Consider the following 18,435-nt stretch of genomic DNA (forward strand, 5'->3'; position numbering starts at 1 on the left):
CCCCGCCTTCGGGGCCGCTCCTCGCCGCATCGCGGCGAAAACGCGCCTGCGGGGCTTTTCAGCGCGGAGCGCGCGCCTATCATCCCGCCGCATGATGCTATTCCAGACCTTCTCCGATGTTGGCCTTGGCTGGCTGCCGGCCTGGGCCGTGATCCTGATCGATTTCGGCCTTGCCATCGCGCTGGCCTGCCTCGTCCATGCGCTGATCTACCGCGCGCTCGGTCGCTGGGCCCAAGGCAGCGCGATGTTCCGCCGCGAACTGGTGCGACAGACGCGCGGCCCCGCCCGGCTCGGCCTGATTTTTTTCTTCATGGCGCCCGCCGCCGCCGTCGCGCCGCTCTCGCCGTCGGATGAGCGGGGGCTGCAGCACCTCGTGCTGGTGGGGACGATCCTGCTCATCGGATGGATCGCGCGGGTGGTGCTCGACGTCTGGGCCAAGCTGCACCTGCGTCGTTACACGCTAGACGCCGAAGACAATCTCTTGGCGCGCAAGCACGTCACCCAGACCAAGATCTTTCTGCGCGTCGCCTCTGTCCTGATCTCCATCGTCGCCATCGCCACGGCGCTGATGACCTTCGAGGAGGTGCGCCAATACGGCGTGTCGCTGCTGGCCTCGGCGGGGGCCGCGGGCATCGTCGCGGGTCTCGCGCTGCAGCCGGTGCTCAAGAACCTCTTCGCCGGGATCCAGCTCGCCATGACGCAGCCGATCCGCATCGACGACGCGCTGATCGTCGAGGGCGAATGGGGCAATGTCGAGGAAATCACCTCGACCTATGTGGTGATCCGGATCTGGGACTGGCGGCGGATGATCGTGCCGCTGAGCTACTTCATCGAGCAGCCGTTCCAGAACTGGACCCGCGAGAACTCGACCCTGATCGGCTCGGTGCTGCTCTATCTCGACCACTCGGCGCCAATCGATCGGATCCGCGACAAGGCGCGCGAGATCACCGAGGCGAGCACGCTGTGGGACCGCGACGTGTTCAACCTCGCCGTCACCGATTTCCGCGAACGGGTGATGGAGGTACGCGTGCTGGCATCGGCCCGCAATGCCGGGCGTGCCTTCGACCTGCGCTGTGAGATCCGCGAAAAGCTGGTGGCCTGGATCCAGGCCGAAATCCCGCACGCGCTGCCGCGCACCCGCGAGGAGCTGACGGTGCAGACCGCGCGGGCGGAGCATCCGGCCGAGCCGCTGCGACGCGACGGCGCGGCTTGATCGGCGCGGTCGGGCGCTAGCTCGGGGCAAAAGCGACGAGGAGTGACCCGATGCCCGCCCCGATCCTTCTGTGGTTCCGTCGCGACCTGCGGCTGGCCGATCATCCGATGCTGGCCGAGGCGGTCGAGACCGGCGCGCCGCTGATCCCGGTTTTCGTGCATGACGAGGTGGTGGAAGGGCAGGGCGCCGCGCCCCGCTTCCGGCTCGGTCTCTCGGTCGAGAGCCTCGCGCGCGATCTGGAGGGCATCGGCTCGAAGCTGATCCTGCGGCGCGGCCGGGCGCTCGACAGCCTGCGGGCGCTGGTCGTCGAGACCGGGGCCCGTGCGGTCTGGTGGAGCCGCGCCTACGACCCTGAGGCACGGGCACGCGACGCCGAAGCCATGGAAGGGCTCGACGCGGAGGGCATCGAGACCCGCGATTTCACGGGCCACCTGCTGTTCGAACCCGAAAGCGTCGAGACCAAGACCGGCGGCTACTACAAAGTCTACACCCCCTACATGAAGGCGGTGCGCAGCCGCGATCCGGGCGACCCGCTGCCCATGCCGGCACGGCTGCCCGCGCCCGAAAGCTGGCCCGACAGCGAACGCCTCGACGACTGGCGGATGGGCCGCGACATGCGGCATGGGGCCGATGTGGTGGCCCGTTACCTGACCGTCGGCGAGGCGGCGGCACGGGCGCGGCTCGGCCGCTTCGTCGCGGAGCGGATCGAGGATTACCACGTTGCCCGCGACCGGCCCGACATCGAGGGCACCTCGGGCCTGTCCGAGAACCTCACCTATGGCGAAATCTCGATCCGGACCTGCTACCGCGTTGCGCTCGGCGCGCGCGAGGCCGGGGCGGGCGGGGCCGAGACCTTTCTCAAGGAACTGCTCTGGCGCGAGTTCGCCTATCACCTGCTGCACCACACGCCCCGGCTGATCACCCGCAACTGGCGCGCCGAATGGGACCGGTTCCCGTGGTCCGAGGATGGCGACAGCCAAGAGGCCACGGCGTGGAAGCGGGGCCGGACAGGGATGCGCTTCGTCGATGCCGCGATGCGCGAACTCTACGCGACGGGGCGGATGCACAACCGCGCCCGGATGATCACCGGCTCCTATCTCACCAAGCACCTGATGACGCATTGGAAGATCGGCCATGACTGGTTCGCCGACTGCCTCGCCGACTGGGACCCGGCCAACAACGCGCTGGGCTGGCAATGGATCGCGGGCTCCGGCCCCGACGCCGCGCCCTATTTTCGCGTCTACAACCCCGAGAGCCAACTCGACAAGTTCGACCCCGACGGTGCCTATCAGCGCGCCTGGATCGCCGAGGGTCAGGCCGATCCACCGCGGACCGCGTGCGACTTTCTCGACGCGGCGCCGCGCCGCTGGAGGCTGTCGGCAGACATGCCCTATCCCGACCCGATCGTCGGCGCGGCGGAGGGGCGCGACCGCGCGCTCGCGGCCTATAAGGGGCGCGATAGCTGAACCTTGCCATGCATTTGCCCGTCACGCGCCACGTGACAAGCCCGCTTCGATCCGTAATCTGGATCGTGAGAACGGGGAGGCGCGCGACCGATGATCCTGACCGGCACCGAGGGGCAGAGCGGGCTGCCACGCTACTTCGCGCAGGTGTTCGAACTGACGCGATCGATCCGCCGCGGCCAGCTCGACATCGTGCTGCCCGACGGCCGCCGGTTTCGCGCCGAGGGAGAGGCGCCGGGCTTTGCCGCCGAGATCGCCGTCCACGACCCGGATTGCTTCGCGCGGTTGATCCGCGAAGGCGATCTCGGATTTTCCGAGGCCTATGTGGACGGGGCCTGGTCCTCGCCCGATCTGCTGGCGCTGCTCGATCTCGTGCATGACGAGGTGGATGTGCTGTTCGACGGCTTCCCCGGCCACCGGCTTCTACGCGCCTATGAGCGTCTGCGCCACTGGCTGCGCTCCAACACGAAGTTTCAGGCCAAGCGCAACATCCGCCACCATTACGATCTCGGCAACGAATTCTACGCGCTCTGGCTCGACCCCTCGATGACCTATTCCTCGGCGCTGTTCGAGGGCAGCCAGCAAAGTCTCGAGGCGGCGCAGCGGCGCAAATACGAAAGCCTCATCGACCGCATGGGGGTACGCCCGGGCGACCACGTGCTTGAGATCGGCTGCGGCTGGGGCGGCTTCGCGGAATACGCCGCCGCCGAGCGGGGGTTGAAGGTCACCGGACTGACCATCAGCCAAGCGCAGCTCGACTTCGCCCGCGCCCGCATCGACCGGGCCGGACTGTCGGACCGGGTCGAGCTGCGCCTGCAGGATTACCGGGATGCGGAAGGCCAGTATGACGGCGTCGCCAGCATCGAGATGTTCGAGGCGGTGGGCGAACGCTACTGGCCGGTCTATTTCGACCGGCTGAGCGCCCGGCTGCGCCCGGGACGTCACGCGACGCTGCAGGTGATCACCTTGCAGGATCAGCGCTTCGAGCAATACCGCGACGGCGTCGACTTCATCCAGAAATACATCTTTCCCGGCGGCATGTTGCCCAGTCCGGGCATCCTGCACCGGCTGAGCGAGCAGGCCGGGCTACGGGTGACCGGTTCGCTCAATTTCGGCGAAAGCTATTCGCGCACGCTGCGACAGTGGCACCACAGTTTCAATACGCGCTGGGACGAGGTCGCACGGCTTGGCTTTGACGAAAGATTCAGGCGAATGTGGAATTTCTACCTGTGTTCCTGCGCCAGCACCTTCCGTTCCGGAAATTGCGACGTTACCCAGATCACCGTGACCCGTCCGGGCTGAACGCACCGCATATCGAGGAGAGCCGCCATGCCCACTGCGTCCAAGCTGGTCGGGGCCCTGCTGTTCGCGGCGCTGGGCTTCGTCGCATCGGTGCTGGCGCTGCCGATGCTCGAGGGGCTGACAGTGAACCCGAACACGCCGCAGATCAACGCGGTGATCGGCTTCTGCATGGGCTGGTTCATCGCCGGGCCGCGCGCCGGGGGCGGGTTTCGCGATGGCATGAGCAACGGGATCACCACGACGACCATCGGTCTTCTCACGGTGCTGGTGACGCATGGCACGATCTTCGCGCTGCGCGCATCGTGGCGCGGCCGGTTTCGCGACCCGACGGATGCGATGGAGGCGATGGTGGATTTCATGCTGCAAAGCGCGCTTCGGCTCGTCCACCCGCAGGAAATTCTGCTGTTGGGGCTGGGCGGGATCGGCATCGGCCTGCTGCTCGAATTCACCCATTCCCGGGCCAGATGAGCATGTCGGACCTGTTCGTCTTCGGGCCGCTGGCCGAGGCCGCGACATTCGAGGCGGTCACGGTTCGGCCGCTCGACGGGGTGCCGGCGCGGTTGCCGGGATACGCTCTGACCGGTGCGCCCGACGCCGATCCGTCGCTTGTCGTGCGTGAGGGGGCGGTGGTCGAAGGGCTATTGGTCTCGCCGCTGCCCGAGGCGGCGCGCGCCCGGCTCGATGCCTATGGCGTGGCGCTCGGCCATGAGACATTCAAGGCGCAGGTGGACTGCGAGGGCGGGGCACCGCGCATGGCCGAGATCGGCGCGCCCAAGGCCGGGGCGTCCGGCCCGGACTGGGACGTGGCGGAGTGGCGCGACGGGCAGGGGGCGCGATGGGCGCTGATGGCGGGCGAGATCGCCGATCACGCGCCGCCGCTGAGCCCGACCAGCTTCGCCCGGCAAAAAGCGATGATCGCGGCCCGCGCCAGTTCCCGGCTGCGCGCGGCGGCCACGCCGGCCCCCGCGACGCTGCGCCACGAGGCACGGGCGGGCGATGTGGCGCTGCGTCTCGACGCACCGCTTTCGGGCGAATTCTTCAAACTCGCCACGATGCGCCTGTCGCATCGACGCTTCGACGGGGGACGCGCCGAGGCGCTGCCGCGGGAGGTGCTGGTGGGCGTCGATGCGACGCTGGTGCTGCCCTATGATCCGCGCCGCGACCGGGTGCTGCTGGTCGAGCAGTTCCGCAGCGGCCCGGCCCGGCGCGGTTCGACCAACCCCTGGAGCCTCGAGCCGGTGGCGGGCATCGTCGATGCCGGCGAGACGCCCGAGCAGGCCGGATTGCGCGAGGCGCGCGAGGAGGCCGGGCTGCAGCTCGACGCGCTGATCCCGATCTTCGAGGGCTACCCCTCGCCGGGGTCGAGCACCGATCATTTCCACTGCTTTCTCGCGCTGGCCGACCTGCCGCGCGAGGAAAGCTGGCGCGGCGGGCTCGACGAGGAACACGAGGATCTGCGGCTGCACGCCGTGCCCTTCGACCGGGCCATGTCGCTGGCGCAAACGGGCGAGATCGACGTCATCCCGATGCTCGCCATGATGTACTGGCTCGCGCATCATCGTGCGCGGCTGCGCGCCGAAGCGGGCAGCGACGCGGCTTGAGTTCCTGAGCAGCGCTGCATATTGCTCGGGACAACACAGGAAAGGCTGCCCCATGGACATCAAATCCGATCTCGCCGCCGCCGTCGGCAAGACCCCCCTGATCCGGCTGCGCGCCGCCTCCGAGGCGACGGGCTGCGAGATTCTGGGTAAGGCCGAATTCCTGAACCCCGGTCAGTCGGTCAAGGATCGCGCAGCTCTGTGGATGATCCGCGACGCGGTCGAAAAGGGCACGCTGAAGCCCGGCGGCACCATCGTCGAAGGTACCGCGGGCAATACAGGCATCGGTCTGGCGCTTGTCGGCGCCTCGATGGGCTTCAAGACGGTGATCGTGATCCCCGAGACCCAGAGCCAGGAAAAGAAGGACATGCTGCGGCTTGCGGGCGCCGAACTGGTGCAGGTCCCGGCCGCGCCCTATCGCAATCCCAACAACTATGTCCGCTATTCGGGCCGTCTCGCCGAGGAGCTGGCGCGCACCACCCCCGAGGGCGTGCTCTGGGCCAACCAGTTCGACAACGTCGCGAACCGGCAGGCGCATATCGAAGGCACCGGCCCCGAGATCTGGGAACAGACCCAGGGCAAGGTCGATGGTTTCATCTGCGCCGTCGGCACCGGCGGTACGCTGGCGGGCGTCGGCATGGCGCTGCAGCCCAAGGGCGTGAAGATCGGCCTTGCCGATCCCGAAGGCGCGGCGCTGCACAGCTTCTACACCACCGGTGAGCTGAAGGCCGAGGGCGATTCGATCACCGAGGGCATCGGCCAGGGTCGGATCACCGCCAATCTCGAGGGCTTCACCCCCGATTTCAGCTACAAGATCCCCGATGCCGAGGCGCTGCCGATCGTCTTCGACCTGCTCAAGCATGAGGGCCTCTGCCTCGGCGGCTCCTCGGGCATCAACGTCGCCGGGGCGATCCGCCTCGCGCGCGAGCTGGGGCCGGGCCACACCATCGTGACGGTGCTGTGCGACTACGGCACGCGTTACCAGTCGAAGCTGTTCAACCCCGACTTCCTGAAGTCCAAGGGTCTGCCGGCGCCGGATTGGCTCGATCGCGGTCCTTCCTCCATTCCGGGCGTCTTCGAGGACGCATGAGCGCCCGCGCGGCGGCCCGCAAGGGCGCGCGCCTCGCCCGGCGGCTTATCCTGCCGGTCTGGCTCCTGCTCGGGGCCGGTTCCGCCATGGCGCAGGGCATCGACCCGGCGCCGGGGGGGCTGTTCGACGCGCCCGCCGACGCGACGACCGAGGCACAGGCGGGTGAGGCGGAGCCGGTGCCCTCCGATGCCCCGGCCGCCAGCGTCGAAGACGCCCTGAGCCCGGAGGTGACCGGCGAGGCAGAAGGCGAGGGCGAGAGCGTCGAAGCCCTTGAGGAAGAGGCTTCGGAGTTGACGCCCGCCACGGCCTATGGCCCGGCCGATGCGACGCTGCCGGGGACCGGTCCACTGGCCGAGGTGCTGGCCGAGGACGACGTGAACTGGGAAAGCTGGGAGCGCACCGCGGCGCGCAGCGAGGCTTTATCCGAACGCGGGCAAGGCTCCGATTTCGCGCTGCAGCGACTGCGCGGCGATCTGGTGGTCTGGCGCGACCGGTTTCAGCAGGCGCGTGGCGCCAATAGCGGCCGCATTGGCACCGTCGAGGCGCAGCTCACGACGCTGGGCGCCGCGCCCGAAGCCGGCGGCGAGGACGAGTCCATCGCGGCACGCCGCGCCGCGCTGACCGAGCAGCTGATGCGGCTGCGCGCGCCGGTTCGGCTGGCCGACGAGGCCTATGCCCATGCCGACGGGTTGATCCGCGAGATCGACCGGCTGATCCGTGAGCGACGGGGCAGGGCGCTTGGCGATCGCGGGCCCTCACCGCTCAATCCCGGGCTCTGGCCCTCCGCGCTCGTCGTCGCCTTTGAGCGCGCCGAGGCGCTGAGAGCCGAGCTCTGGGCCGGCTGGACCTCGCCCGCGCGGCGGGTGGCGCTGGCGGGCGTTCTGGCCGAGGTGCTTTTCCTCGGGCTGCTGGGTGGCATCCTGATGCGTGCCGGCCTCTGGGCCCGGCACCTGCGCCGCCGCATCCTTGCCGCCGACCGGCGGGGCTCGCGGGCGCTGGGCTTCGGCGTGTCACTGGCGCAGGTGGCGCTGCCCTTCGCGGGGCTGGTGCTGGTCGCCCGCGCCCTCGATCTCGCCGGGATGAACGGGCCGCGGGCGGGCGCGCTCTTGGAGGTGCTGCCGCTGGCGGGTCTCGCGGTGCTGCTGGCGCGCTGGATGGCCGGGCAGTTCTTCGGCCCCGAGGCGGCGCAGCCGATCGCCGGCATCGCCCCGGCTCGGCAGACCCGGGCCCGAAGGCAGGCGATGCTGCTGGGCTGGACCATCGCCTTGGCGCAGGTCTCGCAGGCGCTGATCGCCACCGCCGATGCGCCGGAAGGGGCCGAGGCGGCGCTCCTGTTCCCGCTGCAGCTTCTCGTCGCGGTGCCGCTGTTCCTGCTGGGCCGTACCCTGGCCGGGGTGGTGCATGACGGCGCGCCCGCCACGGCCCCCGCCACGCCGCAGCCCGAGACCGCGCGCCGCGACACCACCAGCGTCCGGCAGGGGCTCCTGTCGCTTCTGGGCAAGGTCGCGATGGCGGTGGCGGTGATTTCGCCGGTGCTCTCCGTGCTGGGCTTTGCGGCGCTCTCCGAGGCGCTCCTGGTGCCGGCGATCAAGACCATGATGCTGATCGGCGTGCTGGTGCTGCTGCAACGGTTGGTCTTCGATCTGTGGACCGTCGCCACCGGCTCCGAGGATCTGGCCCGCGACGCGCTGGTGCCGGTGCTAATCGGGCTGTTCCTGATCCTTGCCGCGCTGCCGGTGCTGGCGCTGGTCTGGGGCGCCCGGCCCGAGGATCTGGCCGAGGTCTGGACCCGATTCCGCGAAGGTTATTCCTTCGGCGAGACGCGCCTGCAGCCCACCGACCTGATGTGGCTTCTGGTGATCTTCGTGATCGGCTACGCGCTGACGCGGCTGGTCCAGCGGGTGCTGCGCTCGGTAGTGCTGCCGCGCACCAAGCTCGATCTCGGCGGCCAGAACGCCGTCGCGGTGGGCTTTGGCTATGTCGGTATCACCTCGGCGGCGATCCTCGCGATCACTACCGCCGGGCTCGACCTGTCGAACCTCGCCATCGTCGCCGGTGCGCTCTCGGTCGGCATCGGTTTCGGCCTGCAGAACATCGTCTCGAACTTCGTATCGGGGATCATCCTGCTGATCGAGCGGCCCATCGGCGAAGGCGACTGGATCGAGGTGAACGGCCAGTCGGGCTATGTGCGCGACATCTCGGTGCGTTCGACCCGGATCGAGACCTTCGACAAGACCGACGTGATCGTGCCCAATGCCGATCTGGTGTCCAACCACGTCACCAACTGGACCCGCGGCAACTCGGTCGGCCGGGTCATCGTGCCGGTCGGCGTGGCGCATGGCAGCGATCTCGAAAAGGTCCAGGAGATCATGCAGGAGGTGGCGGATTCGCATCCCCTTGTACTCGCCAATCCGGCGGCGGCGGTGCTGTTCCGCGGCTTCGGCCCCTCGAGCCTGAACTTCGAGATCCGGGCCTTCCTGCGCGATATCAACTTCATCATCGCGGTGCAGTCGGAGATGAATCACGAGATCGCGCGGCGCTTCAAGACGGCGGGGATCACCATCCCCTTCCCGCAGCAGGATCTGTGGCTCAGGAACCCCGAGACGTTGCGCGCGACTGAAAGCACGGCCGAGGAGGGCGGCGCGGGCTGAGGCCCCGCCGCCGCGCCCGGATCACTCGGCCGCCTCGTGCCGCGAAGAGGTCTCGCGCGGTTCGGTCTCGGGCTCCGGCAGCCCCTCGCGCGACAGCAGGATCGCGATCGGCCTGAGCGCCGGGATCTCCGAGCAGACGATCATCGCAGCCACGGTGATCGGCACCGACAGGAACATCCCCGGAATGCCCCAGACTGCGCCCCAGAAGGCGAGGCTAATGATGATCCCGAACGAGGACAGCCTCAGCGCCCGACCCATCATCATCGGGTCGAGCACGTTGCCATTGATGAACTGGATCACCCCGGTGATCGCGAAGATCGCGCCCGTGGTCGCCGGATCGCCGAGCTGGACATAGGCCACCAGCGCCACCAGCGCCGTGGCCACGATCGAGCCGATATTGGGGATGTAGTTCAGGATGAAGGTCAGGATCCCAAGCGCCACCGCGAGGTCGAGGCCGAACAGCCCCGCCAGCGCCCAGACCATGACCCCGGTCATCAGCGACACCAGCGTCTTGACCGCGAGGTAGCGGTTCACCCGGCGGATGATCGAGCCGATGATCCGTCCCACCCGGTCGGCCCGCACCGGGTCGCCCACGAAATTGACCAGCTTGGTCGAGAACCAGACCCGCTCGGCGAAGAGAAAGCCGACGAAGAGGATCACCAGCACCGTGCCCTGCATCAGGTTGCCCGCCTGGCTCGCCAGCGCCCGGATGTAACCGCCGAGCTCGACCGTCTGCAGCGAGTTGAGCACCGCGGCCTCAGTGTTCTGGCCCAGCCAGGAGAACAGCGCCGCGATCGCCTCCGGCGCCCGGTCGGCATAGCTAAGCGTGGTGAGCAGCACCGTGTTGATCTGCGCCAGCACGATCGAGGTCAGCGTCAGCAGCGTCGCCGCGATGGCGACGACGGCGGCGACGGAGGCGAGCCAGTTCGGGATCGCCAGCGGCCCGATCCGGGCCCGTGCGATGAAGTTGATCGCGTCGCTCATCAGCGAGAAGATGACGATCGCGGTCACCAGCGAGATCAGCAGGAACCGCGCCTGCACCAGGAGGAACAGCACCACTGCGAAAGCGATGATGATCAGGGCCACGTCCTGCACGCGGTGCGGATCACGCGGTATACGCATCCGGCTCGGCTGGGATTGCAGTGGCGGTCGGGGTGGTTCGGTCATCAAGGCGCTGTCTCGTCCGGTCTGTGCGGCATCCACTATGCGGGAGCCTTGCGGCGGGGGCAATCAAAGGCGGAATTTGCCGGGGTCAGGCCCTTGCATTGGCGCCGAGCCTTGGCTACTGAGCCCGCAACGGAGCGGTGGCCGAGTGGTCGAAGGCGCACGCCTGGAAAGTGTGTAGGCGGGAAACCGTCTCGAGGGTTCGAATCCCTCTCGCTCCGCCATGTTTTACAAGAATTCATACATTCCATGAGTTTGCGGTGGCGGCGCGCGCTGTCGTACCCCATTTCGGCCCCCTTCGATTTTTGCATGAAGTGCCGTCGGGTCATTTTTCAAATTGGGGAAACGAGCATTTGGCAGGTCATATCGGTCCCTGAGAGGGCAGGGGGCAAACTTTCGAACACACCTCACCCGGTCTCATCGTTAATGCTCAATGCATGAGGAGGAGAGGCACGAGTCTTGCCACAGCTGACCTGTGCTCTTTTCAGGGGGCGCCGTTGGCGAGAATCAGCCGCCCATGGAGGACATAGGACGCCTCGTTAGAACGTTGATGTTACGTCGGGCGTCAGTCCATTCCCGAGACCACTGGCCATGCTGGTAGGATGGATGCCCCTCGCCAGCAGAGTGCCCTCCACCAGCGCCATGGAAGCGACAGACGCGCCAGCTTCGGACGGCTGGGCCTTTGCACCTGACACCCGTTCGTTTCGACGTGGCTGTGCATCTGGACGACGCAAGGGCCCTGCTCATGGGGTTGTCGTTGTCCTTCACGGCCATGCCTCCCCTGTGCCGGACAAAGCCATCTGTTAGCCTATTATGCCGAAGAGTTCGCATAACTGAATCTCGTCAGTTGGTTCGCTGCATCTTCAATGCCAACTGAAAGTGTTCTTCCATATCTGGAAAAGCTTGCCTGAGAAGCGCCTCTGACATGTCGATACCGTCCTTCAGGGCTTCCCCGTCGGAATAGGATGCGTCGGACAAATCAATGCGATTGAGCAATGGCCGCTTGTTCTTCTCGTAGAGAGCTTGCCCGAAGTGCCGCTGGAACTCTCGCAACAGCTTTATTTTCGCTGGCGACAGGCGTTCGTTTCGGTTGGGCGTTGCAGGTCCTGCAGCCACTTCCAATAGGTCGCATACGGATTGCACCGGGCCGGGGGACGTATCGCTACGGGCGACGTACAGTCTTCCCGCCGGTGTACCCTCCAAGGCCCGCGAAATCAGGCGCTCGTATTCATACCAGTTGCAGCCACGGGCTTGGCGAAACGCTTCTATGTAGGCCTCGATTGAGCAATCCGTCTTCTGATAGAAACGCTCCCGCATGATGCCCCATAGCCCAGCGCGAATGAATTGGTGGTAGCTGGAGCGCAGCATAGCTACCGGCTCGCGAACGAAGGCCAAATAGGATACCGAACCTTCGCCGAGTTGTTGGCAAAATTCCGTGGCCAGAGCACCCAGCCGATGGTTCCGGTCGGTACTAAATCTTTCCGTCGAAATGAGGATGCGGTCGCAGTGAGCTTGTTCGGCCTCCCAAAGCAAATCTGTAACGGCCGTTTCTGGCGTCAAGTCGGGCTCAGCCAAGGAATTATGATTCTGGTAGCCTTTCGGCAGCCGGTGTTTCAGCGGATAAAGTACCCCCAACTGACGATAATATGCGTCATTCTCTGCAAAGTGACCTTGAATCGTGCTTGAGGCGCATTTGGGGAGGCCGATGTGAAAGATGATGCGCACGTCGATTTTCCAAGCTCTGTTTTGTCTCGATAGCTAACTGTCAGGGCCACCTGGGCGGGTCAACTCAAGGCTGTAACCGCCCCTCGCCCCCGTCAAGCACTTGAACGGAAAGGCAACGTGCTTGGCGTACCTGCAAAACGCACAAGCCCTGCTCATAGGTGTGTCGTCATTCTCCTCGGGAAGACCTCTTCCGGCGTTGTTGCAGAACTCAGGCCTGAAGCGCAGTTGCCCCTTTCTCCAGTAGCGCCTTCCTCAGTAGCGTCATCCCACGCGAACGATCTCGGCGGTGCCGAGGGCTGAGAAGCGGCTCATGAGGGCGATGCGGATGTGGACTTCGGCGGCCTGGCGGTCGGGGTCTCTTGGAGAGATGCGCTCTCCGAAGGCCTTCAGGCAGCACATCTTTGCCTCAGCGCGGCGTCGCAGTTGGTAACCGGTCTACCGCCTCCAGAAGGCGCGTCCGTAGTGCCGTGTGGCTCGGAGGATGTCGTTCAGGACCACGGCGGCCGGGCCGTCTTCTTTCCATGGGCGCCTGTTCTTGCGGATCGGAATGATCGCCGTGGCCTGGCGCTCGATGATCGCGGCATGGCAGCAACGCGTGTCATAGGCGCCATCGGCGGTCACGGTGCCGATCGGCTCGTCGTCGGGGGATCTGCTCGAGCAGGTCCGGCAGGACCGGGCTGTCGCCGTCGCGGCTGGGGGTGAACTCCACGGCGCGGATGTCAGAAGTGGCCGTATCCATGGCCAGATGGATCTTGCGCCACTGGCGACGGCCCTGCGGCCCATGCTTGCGGGCCTGCCATTCGCCATCGCCCAGGAATTTGATCCCGGTGCTGTCGACGAGCAGGTTGAGCGGGCCACTGGCTCGCCGATACGGGATCTGGACGGCCAAGCTCTTCTGCCTGCGGCACAGCGTCGAGTAGTCCGGCACCGGCTAGTCCAGCCGTGCCATCCGCAGCAAGCTGGCCACCATCCCCGCCGTCTGCCTCGGCGGCAGCTTGAACAGCACTTTGATCGACAAGCAGAACTGTATCGCACCCTCGGAAAAGACCGGGGGACGTCCCGGCCGTCCCTCATGCGGTGCGAGCCACGCCATCTCCCGGTCCAGCCAGATCAACAGCGAGCCACGCTTCCGCAGTGCGGCGTTGTAAGCGGACCAGTTCGTCGTGCGGTGGCGGGCAGGCATGGGCTTCGTCATGCCGCCCACTTAAGCGGTTGCTTCGCTACGTGAACCGTCATCCAAGGAGTTCTCCGACAACGCCGCCGAGGTGCCCCTTTTCCCGGGGCGATTCAAACGCAATCGCTTGAGCGTCTGGTGAAAAGGGGCAAGACCAGCACTTTCTTACTCCACCAGCCCTGCCTTCCGCGCCCGCTCGAGCAGATACGCGACCGAGGAGGTTGCCCGAACGATGCCAGCGGACCGGTTGAGCACCGTGCCTCGGCGGCGCTCGCTATCGCAGCGCCTTGGGTGGCTCGGGCGCCTGCGTCGTCATGTGGCTGCTGGAGGAGACACGCATGACGGCCCGCCGGTGTTTGTCGCGCATGACATCGAGCACCTCGACCGAATGGCTGCGCACATCCGTCAAGCGGCGGATGCGCGACCCCGGTGATCCGATCGGGCGTAAACCGTGCTGTCGCAGTTCGGGCATGACGGCTGCCGCGTGTTCCAGAGCGTGCTCCAGATCGTCTTCGGCCTGAAGATAGGCCCGGTAGGCCCGGATCAGGGCGCGACGTGCGGCCATGGCATCAGGGTTCATTTTCGCCTCCCTTGGAACAAGGAAACTCTGTTCATGATCAGGACGCATGACCCGGCTTCTGTCAACGCCGCATCGGCCCGAAAGGGTGGTGCGAAGCGATCGCCAGCCTCGGCCCCTTGTTTTTCTGGCAGAGCACCTTCGAGGGCCGGGGTCACTCTAGGTCCCTTACCTTCACCTCGGCTACGAGTCTGTGGGCCAAGGCCCCGTCGCAAAGCTGGGTGGCCGGCGTGGTCACGGCCGCCGCCGCGGCCGCGGTGCCGGCGCGCAATGCCTCGCGAAAGCTTTGGCCCTGCGCCAGGGCGAGCGCGGTCGCCCCGAGCAAACTGTCTCCTGCCCCCACCGCACTGACGAGCTCGACCGGCGGGGCATCGCAAAAGAAGCTCTCCGTCGCGGATACGCCGAGCGTGCCGCTGGCGCCGAGGGATAGGACCACGCGCCGCGCCTTGCCGGTCCAGACAAGATCTTTCCCGAACGCCGCGAGCTCGCGGGCATTCGACAGGCCTCGACCGGCCAATTCATCGGCTTCGGCCCCGTCCATCCGCAACAGGCCGAACGGCACCTCTTCTATGCTTGAAATCGCCTCCACCAGAGCCGCGCCGGATGTGTCGAGCAGCATCTCCGCCCCGCTTGCCTGGCACCGTTCCGCCAAGCGGACCAAAGCCGCCCCGGAGAGGCCCGGCGGCATGCTGCCGGACACCACGAGCAACTGTTCCGGCCCGATCCGCCGCGCGAGTTCATCGAAGATCATGGCGGTGGCTTCAGGCGGCCAGTCCGGCCCTGGCAGGACGAAGCGATATTGCGCCCCGCTGTCGCGCAGCGTGACCGCGAAGGACTGTCGGGTCAGCCCGGGCAAAGAGATGGTCACGATCTCGACGCCCTCATCGGCGAGCAGCGCCGCGATCGTCTCGCCGGTCGCGCCGCCCAGCGCGACCATGGCGGTCGAGACGCCACCAAGCCGGGCGATCGCGCGTGAAACATTGATACCACCCCCGCCCGGATCGAGCCGCGGCGCCGCGCAGCGCAGTTTCTTGTTCGGCACGAGCGCTTCGGTTTCCGTCGCGAGATCGAGCGCGGGGTTCAGGGTCAGGGTCAGGATCTGGCGCATCGGCGGCTCATCGTTGAGGCTCCTTTCGCAAAGGGGCTCAGGCGGGAGTAGAGACCGCGCACAGTCTATCGCCAACCGGCGCTTGTTTCACCGGCCTTGCGGCCAGATCCGGGCCTGTATCCGTCCGAAATGCGCTTCACATTCATGCACGGTGCCGAGCCGCCTCATCCCGCTCTGTCTCGGTAATCTATGTCGAAACATACGATCCGAGGACTGGTTCTTTTCCATCGCACCCGGTTCGAGGGCCTGCGCACCGGGCCTAGCCAGCTTCGACTTTCCGTTTCCCGGCTATCCTGCTCACTCTGCCGATTGTGCGCCTAGATCCCCAGTACGCGGAAACGAAAGCATCCGCTTCCGGGGCCCACCTTGATCTCGCGCAAGCGACAGGAGCATCGCGCTCGCCTATCCTGCCCATGCCGCCGCCCGTTCCGGCGCCGTGTCAGGAAGCCAGCCGCAATGACCTCCATGCCCCAGCAGGCCCAGGCGAACGGCACGCTCCTCTGGCATGCGTCCGACACCGAGGAGGTCCTGGCAAACCTCGGAAGCGGGCCGGAGGGACTCTCCGCACTCGAGATTGCCACCCGGCTGTCACGCCACGGACCCAACTGTCTGCCCGAGCCGCCGGGGCGCGGCCTGCTTGCCCGGCTGCGGGGCCAGTTCGAGAACCTTCTCATCCTGGTGCTGATCGCGGCGGGCGCCGTCACTGCGCTGCTCGGCCACTGGATGGATTCGGGCGTGATCCTCGCGGTGGTGGTGCTGAACGCGGCGATCGGCCTGTGGCAAGAGGGCCGTGCCGAAAGCGCCCTAGCCGGGGTGCGCCGGCTGCTGTCGGACACCGCCTCCGTGCGCCGCGCAGGCCGGCGCGAGAGTATACCGGCCACCGAACTGGTGCCGGGCGATATCGTGCTGCTCGAACCGGGCGATCGGGTGCCGGCCGACTTGCGGCTGATCGAGGCGCGCGGGATGCGGGCGCAGGAGGCCGCGCTGACGGGCGAGTCGGCCGCCGTCGACAAGGATGCCGACCCCGTTCCGGAGGACGCCCCGCTCGGTGATCGCCGGTCCATGGCATTCTCGGGCACGCTGGTCGCTTCCGGGCGCGGAACCGGGGTGGTCGTCGCCACCGGGCCGCGCAGCGAGATCGGCCGGATCGGCGCGCTCCTCGGTGGGGTCGAGCCGACGGCGACGCCGCTGCTGCGCCAGATCGACCGCTTCGCGCGGCGACTGACGACGGTCATTCTCGGCGTCTGCCTGCTTGTCTTCGGCTACGCGGTCGGCTTCGGCGGATACTCCCGGGAAGACGCGTTCTTCGCCATGGTCGGCATGGCCGTGGCCGCGATACCCGAGGGGCTGCCGGCGGTGATCACCATCGCGCTGGCGCTGGGTGTGCAGCGCATGGCGGCGCGGCGGGCCATCGTGCGGCGGCTGCCGGCGGTGGAGACGCTGGGCGCCGTGACGGTGATCTGCACCGACAAGACCGGCACGCTGACGCTGAACGAAATGGTCGTGCGACGGGTCGTGACCGACCCGAACGCCCCCGCTGTCGAGATCGGCGGCGAGGGTTATGCGCCCAACGGCGAGGTCGAAGGTAACCAAGCGGCCGTGGCTGCGCTGGCCCGGACCGGCCTGCTGTGCAACGACGCGCATCTGCGTCAGGACAAGTCGGGTTGGCGGGTCGAGGGCGACCCGATGGAAGGGGCGCTGCTGGCGCTCGCAGGCAAGATCGGCCTCGATGCCGCGACCGAGCGCGCCGCGCATCCCCGCCTGCACGAGATCCCCTTCGATGCTGCATGGAGTTACATGGCCGTGCTGACCGACGGCACCGGCGGCGCGATGCTTCACGTGAAAGGCGCGCCGGACCGGTTGCTGCCGTATTGCGCTTTCCAGCCCGGTCCCGACGGAGCGGTGCCCATCGATCGCGAGGCCTGGGCGGCACGGATCGAGGCGCTCGCCGCCAGCGGCCACCGTGTACTCGCTTTCGCCGTGAAGCCCGTCGCGGCGTCGGGCGAGATCGGTCATGCCGACATCGGCGGGCTGAGGCTGCTCGGACTTGCCGGGTTCATCGACCCGGCCCGCCCCGAGGCGGTCGCGGCGGCAGCGGATTGCCGGCGCGCCGGCATCGCTGTGAAGATGATCACCGGGGACCATGCTCTGACCGCGCTGGCGGTGGCGGCCGAGCTCGGTCTCGACACGAGGGGCGGCGCGCTTACTGGCAGAGAGATCGAAGCGGCGAAGGATGCCGATCTGCGCCGCATGGCGCGCGAGGCCAACGTCTTCGCGCGCGCCGCGCCCGAGCACAAGCTGCGGCTGGTCGAGGCTTTGCAGGCCGAGGGGCACGTCGTGGCGATGACTGGCGACGGGGTGAACGACGCGCCGGCGCTGAAGCGTGCCGATGCCGGGATCGCCATGGGCATCAAGGGCACCGAGGCCGCCAAGGAGGCCGCGCGCGTCGTGCTCACCGACGACAACTTCGCCTCGATCGTCGCCGCCGTGCGCGAGGGCCGCACCATCCACGACAACATCCGCAAGGTGATCGCCTGGAACCTGCCGACCAATGGCGGCGAGGCGCTGGTGATCATCCTCGCGATCCTGATCGGGTTGCCGCTGCCGATCACGCCGATCCAGATCCTCTGGATCAACATGGTCACCGCCGTGGCGTTGGGGCTGACGCTGGCCTTCGAGCCGCCCGAGCCCGGCGTGATGGCGCGCCCGCCACGCCGCCCCGGCGCGGCGCTGCTCGACGCCGAGATGATCTGGCGCGTGGCGCTGGTCTCGGTGCTGTTCGGGCTGGCGGTGTTCGGCCTCTCGGCTTGGGTCACGGCGCGGGGCGAGACCCTTGCCTATGCCCGGACGCTCTCGGTCGACCTACTGGTGGTGATGGAGATCTTCTACCTTTTTTCCGTGCGCTACCTGCACATGACCTCGATCACCTTGACCGGGCTGCTGGGCACCCGCGCCGTCTGGTTCGGCGTGGCATTGGCGGTCGCATCGCAACTCCTCTTCACCTACGCTCCGCCATTGCAGGCGGTGTTCGATAGCCGGCCCGTGGCGCCGGCCGACGGGGCCGTGGTGCTTGGGATGGGGGTTGCACTGCTGCTCGTGCTGGAGGCTGAGAAGATGCTGCGCCGCCGCTGGCGTGCTCCGGCACGCCTGCAAGGCGATCCGGATTCGCGCCGAATCCGTCCAAGGTAGGGCTCGCGCGAGGCACAAGTAGCTCTGCCTCCTGCCAACACTTGGAACTCAAATCCTAGAGCGCGTCATTCGCCGATGGGAGCGGATAGGCGGTGGCGTGGATATCGATCCCCGCGAAGATGGTGCGTCCGAGCAAATCGCACCATTCGGCTCGCGTAGGACAGCGCCGATCGGCCATGAA

Annotated in this window: 12 protein-coding genes, 1 tRNA gene and 1 pseudogene; 9 read left to right on the forward strand and 5 right to left on the reverse strand. The window is 67.3% G+C overall.

The window, feature by feature from the left end:
- Positions 1-91: 91 nt before the first annotated feature.
- From LOS8367_RS07250 to LOS8367_RS07280, 7 genes are all read left to right on the forward strand, one after another.
- On the forward strand, positions 92-1,213 hold the full coding sequence (locus LOS8367_RS07250) for a mechanosensitive ion channel family protein (RefSeq protein WP_106535004.1): 1,122 nt from the start codon (positions 92-94) through the stop codon (positions 1,211-1,213).
- A gap of 50 nt (positions 1,214-1,263) precedes the next feature.
- Positions 1,264-2,679 carry a cryptochrome/photolyase family protein gene (locus LOS8367_RS07255; protein WP_085895808.1) on the forward strand — a complete coding sequence of 472 codons (1,416 nt, stop codon included), beginning with the start codon at positions 1,264-1,266 and terminating at the stop codon, positions 2,677-2,679.
- 90 nt (positions 2,680-2,769) lie between these two features.
- Positions 2,770-3,978, forward strand: a complete 1,209-nt coding sequence (locus LOS8367_RS07260; protein ID WP_085895809.1) for an SAM-dependent methyltransferase — start codon at positions 2,770-2,772, stop codon at positions 3,976-3,978.
- Between the two features lie 27 nt (positions 3,979-4,005).
- Entirely contained in the window at positions 4,006-4,446 is a 441-nt protein-coding gene (locus tag LOS8367_RS07265; RefSeq protein WP_085895810.1) for a TrgA family protein, read from the forward strand.
- Positions 4,443-5,579, forward strand: coding sequence for an NUDIX domain-containing protein (locus LOS8367_RS07270; protein WP_133056298.1), 1,137 nt, complete (start codon positions 4,443-4,445; stop codon positions 5,577-5,579). The genes LOS8367_RS07265 and LOS8367_RS07270 overlap by 4 nt, the downstream gene beginning before the upstream one ends.
- Positions 5,580-5,631: 52 nt before the next feature.
- Positions 5,632-6,666 carry a cysteine synthase A gene (locus LOS8367_RS07275; protein WP_085895812.1) on the forward strand — a complete coding sequence of 345 codons (1,035 nt, stop codon included), beginning with the start codon at positions 5,632-5,634 and terminating at the stop codon, positions 6,664-6,666.
- Positions 6,663-9,317, forward strand: coding sequence for a DUF3772 domain-containing protein (locus LOS8367_RS07280; RefSeq protein ID WP_085895813.1), 2,655 nt, complete (start codon positions 6,663-6,665; stop codon positions 9,315-9,317). The genes LOS8367_RS07275 and LOS8367_RS07280 overlap by 4 nt, the downstream gene beginning before the upstream one ends.
- A gap of 21 nt (positions 9,318-9,338) precedes the next feature.
- Here LOS8367_RS07280 and LOS8367_RS07285 read toward each other — a convergent pair whose 3' ends face one another.
- Positions 9,339-10,484: an AI-2E family transporter gene (locus tag LOS8367_RS07285; protein ID WP_370159169.1), complete on the reverse strand. Its 1,146-nt coding sequence runs from the start codon at positions 10,482-10,484 to the stop codon at positions 9,339-9,341.
- Positions 10,485-10,615: 131 nt separating this feature from the next.
- Here LOS8367_RS07285 and LOS8367_RS07290 point away from each other — a divergent pair.
- Positions 10,616-10,705, forward strand: a tRNA-Ser gene (locus LOS8367_RS07290).
- A 619-nt stretch (positions 10,706-11,324) separates the two neighbouring features.
- Here the strand turns inward: LOS8367_RS07290 and LOS8367_RS07295 are convergent.
- From LOS8367_RS07295 to LOS8367_RS07310, 4 genes and pseudogenes are all read right to left on the reverse strand, one after another.
- Positions 11,325-12,206: a hypothetical protein gene (locus LOS8367_RS07295; RefSeq protein WP_133056299.1), complete on the reverse strand. Its 882-nt coding sequence runs from the start codon at positions 12,204-12,206 to the stop codon at positions 11,325-11,327.
- A 261-nt stretch (positions 12,207-12,467) separates the two neighbouring features.
- Positions 12,468-13,401 (reverse strand): annotated as a pseudogene (locus LOS8367_RS07300) (IS5 family transposase).
- A gap of 253 nt (positions 13,402-13,654) precedes the next feature.
- Positions 13,655-13,960, reverse strand: a complete 306-nt coding sequence (locus LOS8367_RS07305; protein WP_085895816.1) for a hypothetical protein — start codon at positions 13,958-13,960, stop codon at positions 13,655-13,657.
- A gap of 151 nt (positions 13,961-14,111) precedes the next feature.
- Complete coding sequence (locus LOS8367_RS07310; RefSeq protein WP_085895817.1) at positions 14,112-15,065, reverse strand: 1-phosphofructokinase family hexose kinase; 954 nt, start codon at positions 15,063-15,065, stop codon at positions 14,112-14,114.
- Between the two features lie 465 nt (positions 15,066-15,530).
- Here LOS8367_RS07310 and LOS8367_RS07315 point away from each other — a divergent pair, with 465 nt between their 5' ends.
- Positions 15,531-18,254 carry a cation-translocating P-type ATPase gene (locus LOS8367_RS07315; protein ID WP_085895908.1) on the forward strand — a complete coding sequence of 908 codons (2,724 nt, stop codon included), beginning with the start codon at positions 15,531-15,533 and terminating at the stop codon, positions 18,252-18,254.
- Positions 18,255-18,435: the final 181 nt, after the last annotated feature.

The sequence above is a fragment of the Limimaricola soesokkakensis genome (genome assembly GCF_900172345.1).
GTDB lineage: Bacteria > Pseudomonadota > Alphaproteobacteria > Rhodobacterales > Rhodobacteraceae > Limimaricola > Limimaricola soesokkakensis.